At 72.2% G+C, this 4318-nt stretch carries 5 protein-coding genes; all 5 read left to right on the top strand.

All coding sequences use genetic code 11. From position 1 onward, the window contains the following. On the top strand, nucleotides 1–334 hold a 334-nt coding region (locus CM1CMNOD_RS03170), incomplete at its 5' end, for a glycoside hydrolase family 15 protein (RefSeq protein WP_347403384.1). Between the two features lie 317 nt (nucleotides 335–651). After that, on the top strand, nucleotides 652–1818 hold the full coding sequence (locus tag CM1CMNOD_RS03165) for an FHA domain-containing protein (protein WP_347176555.1): 1167 nt from the start codon (nucleotides 652–654) through the stop codon (nucleotides 1816–1818). Then, nucleotides 1815–2153: an FHA domain-containing protein gene (locus tag CM1CMNOD_RS23865; protein ID WP_347176554.1), complete on the top strand. Its 339-nt coding sequence runs from the start codon at nucleotides 1815–1817 to the stop codon at nucleotides 2151–2153. Before CM1CMNOD_RS03165 ends, CM1CMNOD_RS23865 begins: the two co-directional genes overlap by 4 nt. A 5-nt stretch (nucleotides 2154–2158) precedes the next feature. Next, a complete protein-coding gene (locus CM1CMNOD_RS03160; protein WP_013872223.1) occupies nucleotides 2159–2965 on the top strand; it encodes a DUF305 domain-containing protein in 807 nt (268 codons plus the stop codon). A gap of 793 nt (nucleotides 2966–3758) precedes the next feature. Next, nucleotides 3759–4265 carry a YceI family protein gene (locus tag CM1CMNOD_RS03155; protein WP_237702967.1) on the top strand — a complete coding sequence of 169 codons (507 nt, stop codon included), beginning with the start codon at nucleotides 3759–3761 and terminating at the stop codon, nucleotides 4263–4265. Nucleotides 4266–4318: the final 53 nt, after the last annotated feature.

The following is a 4318-nucleotide window of genomic DNA, read 5'->3' as shown; positions in this document are numbered from 1 at the left end:
CCCCCGTTTCCTGTCGACCCTCGACCGCTTCGGCGAGAAACTGGTCAGTGACAGCCTGGTACGCCGTTACGCGGCGGACGGCAGCGACGGGCTGCACGGGGACGAGGGCACCTTCAACCTGTGCTCGTTCTGGTACGTCGAGGCGCTCACCCGGGCCGGCCGGGTCGCCGAGGCCCGGCTGGTGTTCGAGAAGATGCTGACCTACGCCAACCACGTGGGCCTGTACGCCGAGGAGATCGGGCCATCCGGGGAGGCGCTGGGCAACTTTCCGCAGGCGTTCACCCACCTCGCCCTGATCAGCGCTGCCCTCCACCTGGACCGGGCCCTCGGCTGACCCCGAAACGGGCTTCTGGCTGGCCGAACGCCCTGACCGAACGTCACGTCCGGTGGGCGGGCAGCCGGCCTGCCCGGCGGGCTGGTCTCCTCCCGGCAACGGCCAGGTGACATTCTCATCCCGAGGGAAAGTCCGCCGGTAGCCGACATGTTGCTGACGTCTGCCCGATCCCCCGGCAGGATGGTTGGTACACGTGGCTCACCGGGGTGGGACACGCCGGACGCCGGCGGATGGCCCGGCTCCGGCGGGCCGGACGCGCCGGCAGGGGCGGGGCGGCGGCCGAGGCAGGCCAGGGACGAGGGACAGGGGGCGCGACGATGGCGGGACTCGACGGTTTCCGGGTCGTGGTGGCATCCGGGCATGAGGCCGGGACCGGTGTGGTGGTTCGCCTGTCGGACGTTCTTGTCGTCGCCAGCACCGGTCGCCCTGGCACGTCGGACATGACCAAGACGCTGCTGGCGCTGTGTGCCGAGGCGGCCGGCGAGGCAGGGCCGGTCTCGGGGACGGGCCGGCGGCTGGTGCGCCGGGTCGCCGGGCTGCTCGTCGACGCCGATCCGGAGGTGGTACCCGACTTCGCCCTGCTGGCGGAGGTCGGCGACCGGCTGGCCGTGCTGATCCACGGCGCGATGGAGGTGGCCGTCCACGGCCCCACCCCGCTCACCCTCTCCGGGATCGAGTCGGCCACCTGGGTGGACCGCCTGCTGCCGGCCGGGCTCGCCCGCCTGGACATCGGCCCGGCCGGCACGCTCGGACCGGCCGGTGTCGGCAGCGTCGACAGCGTGGCGAACAACCCGGCTGCCGACGCCTTCCCGCTGGACCTGCGGATCGGGGCGGTACCCGGTATCGGGGTGAGCCTGGTGGCCAGCAGTGGGCCCGTGTTCGTCCCGCCCCGAGGGGCCGAGGAGGACTTCGCCGCCGGCTTCGGCGGGCCGCACAACCCGATGACCGAGGCGGCGCCGATCCCGTCGGTGGACGCCGCGCCGGCCAGGGGCCCCGCCGACGGGTCGGTGTCGAGCGCTCCGCCGGCCCTGACACCGCTGCGCAGCAGGGAGCCGGAGCACGGCAGGGAACAGGAGCACGGCAGAGAGCAGCAGGAGCACGGCAGAGAGCAGCAGGAGCTCAACACCGCTGCCCGGCTGCGTGCCGCCGAGCCCACGCAGGCAGAGGACTTCGCCACGCTCACCGCCACGAACGACGACCCGCCGACCGAACTCGCCGGGCGCGCCCCGGACGCACACGTCGAGGACACCGAGAGCGAGGCGCTGACCGAACTGCCCGGCCGAGGCTTCGACGTCGCCGACCTGTTCGACGACCAGGACGCCCCGACCATGCTGCCGGGCAACTCCGAAGCCCAGGTCGAGGGCATCCTCTGCGCCAACGGCCACTTCAACCACCCGGCCGCGCCCTACTGCACCGAATGCGGCTGTCCCTGGCCCAGCAGACCGGCAACCCCGTCCGGGGGCCACGGCCGACCATCGGGGTGATCGTCTTCGAGGACGGCCGGACCGTCAACGTCGACAAGGACATCGTGATCGGCAGGCAGCCCGACCGGGACGACGCCGTCCGGGCCGGCCGCGCGCTTCCGTTACTGGTCGAGGACGGCGAGAGCGCGGTTTCCCGCGTCCACGCCGTCATCACGCTCAACGGCTGGGACGCGGTGATCGCGGATCAGGGCTCCGCGAACGGTACCTACATCGCCCCGCCCGAGGCGACCGTGTGGACCCCGCTGAACCCGCACGAGCCGGCTCCGCTGGTCCCCGGGACCAGGGTCCAGGTGGGCAAGCGGACGTTCGTGTTCAACTCCCAGATGCAGATCTGACCGCGGTGGCCGACGACAGCACGGACGGCGCGACAGCGGAGCGGGCCACCGACGCGGCCACGCCCGCCGGTGGGCGTGCGGACGGGCCCGTCGGCGGGCCCGCAGGCCGGATTCGGCCGCGGGCACGGGCATCCTGGGTGGCGCTGCTGGCCGTGGTGGCGTTCGCGCTGGTGGCGGCCGGCGCGGGCCTGCGGGGGCTCGTCGACCGTCCACCGGGCGCGGACTCGGTGGACGCCGGGTTCGCCTACGACATGTCCGCCCACCACGCCCAGGCCGTCCAGATGGCGATGGTGGAGTTCCGCGCCGGCGCAGATGCCACCCAGCGCAGTGTCGCCCAGGACATCGCGCTCACCCAGCAGCGGGAGATCGGCATCATGTCGGCCTGGCTGACCAGCTGGGGCCTGCCGCAGGTCTCGACCGCACCGCCGATGCGGTGGATGCGGGACAGCGGCGGCCATGCTGGTCACGATGCCGGTCATGATGCTGGTCACGACGCCGCGGGCGGCGGTTCGCCGGCCGACACAGCCAGTACGGCCGGCACGGCTCCCGCCGGCTCGTCGCGGATGCCGGGGATGGCCACCGACGCCGAACTGGCCCAGTTGTCCACGACGCAGGGCCGGGAGCTGGACGTCCTCTTCCTCACGCTCATGATCCGCCACCACCGCGGTGGGATCGCGATGGCCCAGTACGCGGCGGCCCAGGCGCAGGAAGCGAACGTCCGGGCCCTGGCCAGGGCGATGGTCATCAACCAGGCCGTCGAGATCGACCAGATGCAGGCCGACCTGCGCGCGCTCGGCGCTCCCCCGGCCTGACTTCGCCTGCCGTGACGACCCGCCCCGGCGCCATCCGGCCGCCCCGCCGGTCCGGTCGCCCGGGGCCATCCGGCCGGCTGATCCGGCCATGCCGCAGCATCCTCGGCCAGCCGGCCGATTCGGCGGTGCCACCGGGCCGATTCGGCGGTGCCAGCGGGCAGAACCGGCAGGCCGCCCCGCGCCGTCCGGTGGCGTCCTCCGGTGGTGTCGACCTCCGGGAGGGCACGCTGCGGTGACGGTGCTGGGTAGCCGTCCGCGAGGCCGGGCCGGCAGATCCGTGTCGCCAGGCTGACAGGCCGCCAAACCGGATCATATTCATGATTTTTTTATGTTGCTCGTGCAACATCCGACCTATGTGGCCAGCAGCGGACCCCAGCGCCCCGCGCCAGATGCCACAGACCGGCCACAACCCGCCACAGAACTACAAGCAGTCACAGAGCCACCAGGAGCGATCAATGGTAGCCGACGCCTCCCGTCCGGCAGACCCACCGCAGCAACCGCCGAGCCAGCCGGGCCCACCACAGCAGTCAGGCCCGCCGAGTCCGCCGAGTCCGCCAGGTCCGCCGGATCCGCCGGGCCCGTCGAAGAAGAAGCGGCCGCGCTGGGTGAAGGGCGTGGTGATCGGCGTGGTGGTCCTGGCCGCCCTCGTGGTCGGCGGGCCGTTCGTCTACATCAACTTCATCGAGGGTGATCCGCCAGCCGAACTGTCGCTGGACAGCGCGACGGCACCTGGCAGCGCCACGGCCAGCCCGGCCACCGGCGGCATGACCGCCTACACCACCATCGACGGGACGTGGACGGTGGCCGCCGGCTCGCAGGCCGGTTACCGCGTCAAGGAGGTCCTGTTCGGGCAGGACACCACCGCGTCGGCCGGACATCGTCCGTCACCGGGAAGCTGGTCGTCGACGGCACCACCGTGCCGTCCGCCGACTTCAGCGTGGACGTGGCCACCATCACCAGCGACCAGTCTCAGCGCGACAACCAGTTCCGTGGCCGGATCATGGAAACGTCCCAGTTCCCCACGGCCAGCTTCAGGCTGACCCGGCCGATCGACCTCGGGTCGGTGCCCGCCGAGGGCGAACGGAAGACCTACCAGGCAACCGGCGAGCTGACCGTGCACGGTGTCACCAGGACCGTCACCGTCCCGCTGGACACCCAGCTCACCGGCGGGCAGATCCGGGTCAGCGGGCAGATTCCGGTCACGTTCAGCGATTACGACATCGACTCACCGAACGTCGGCGGGATCCGGGTCGAAGACAACGGGATCATCGAGGTTCTGCTCAACTTCGCCAAGTCCTGAGCCCGCACCACCAGGCCCTGTGCCCCCACCAGGCCCTGTGCCCCCGCCAAGCC

Origin of the sequence: Protofrankia symbiont of Coriaria myrtifolia, assembly GCF_900634755.1 — a bacterium.
Taxonomy (GTDB): Bacteria; Actinomycetota; Actinomycetes; order Frankiales; family Frankiaceae; genus Protofrankia; species Protofrankia coriariae.
Note: the sequence above shows the minus strand (reverse complement) of the source record. Positions and strands in the feature narration are given on the sequence as shown.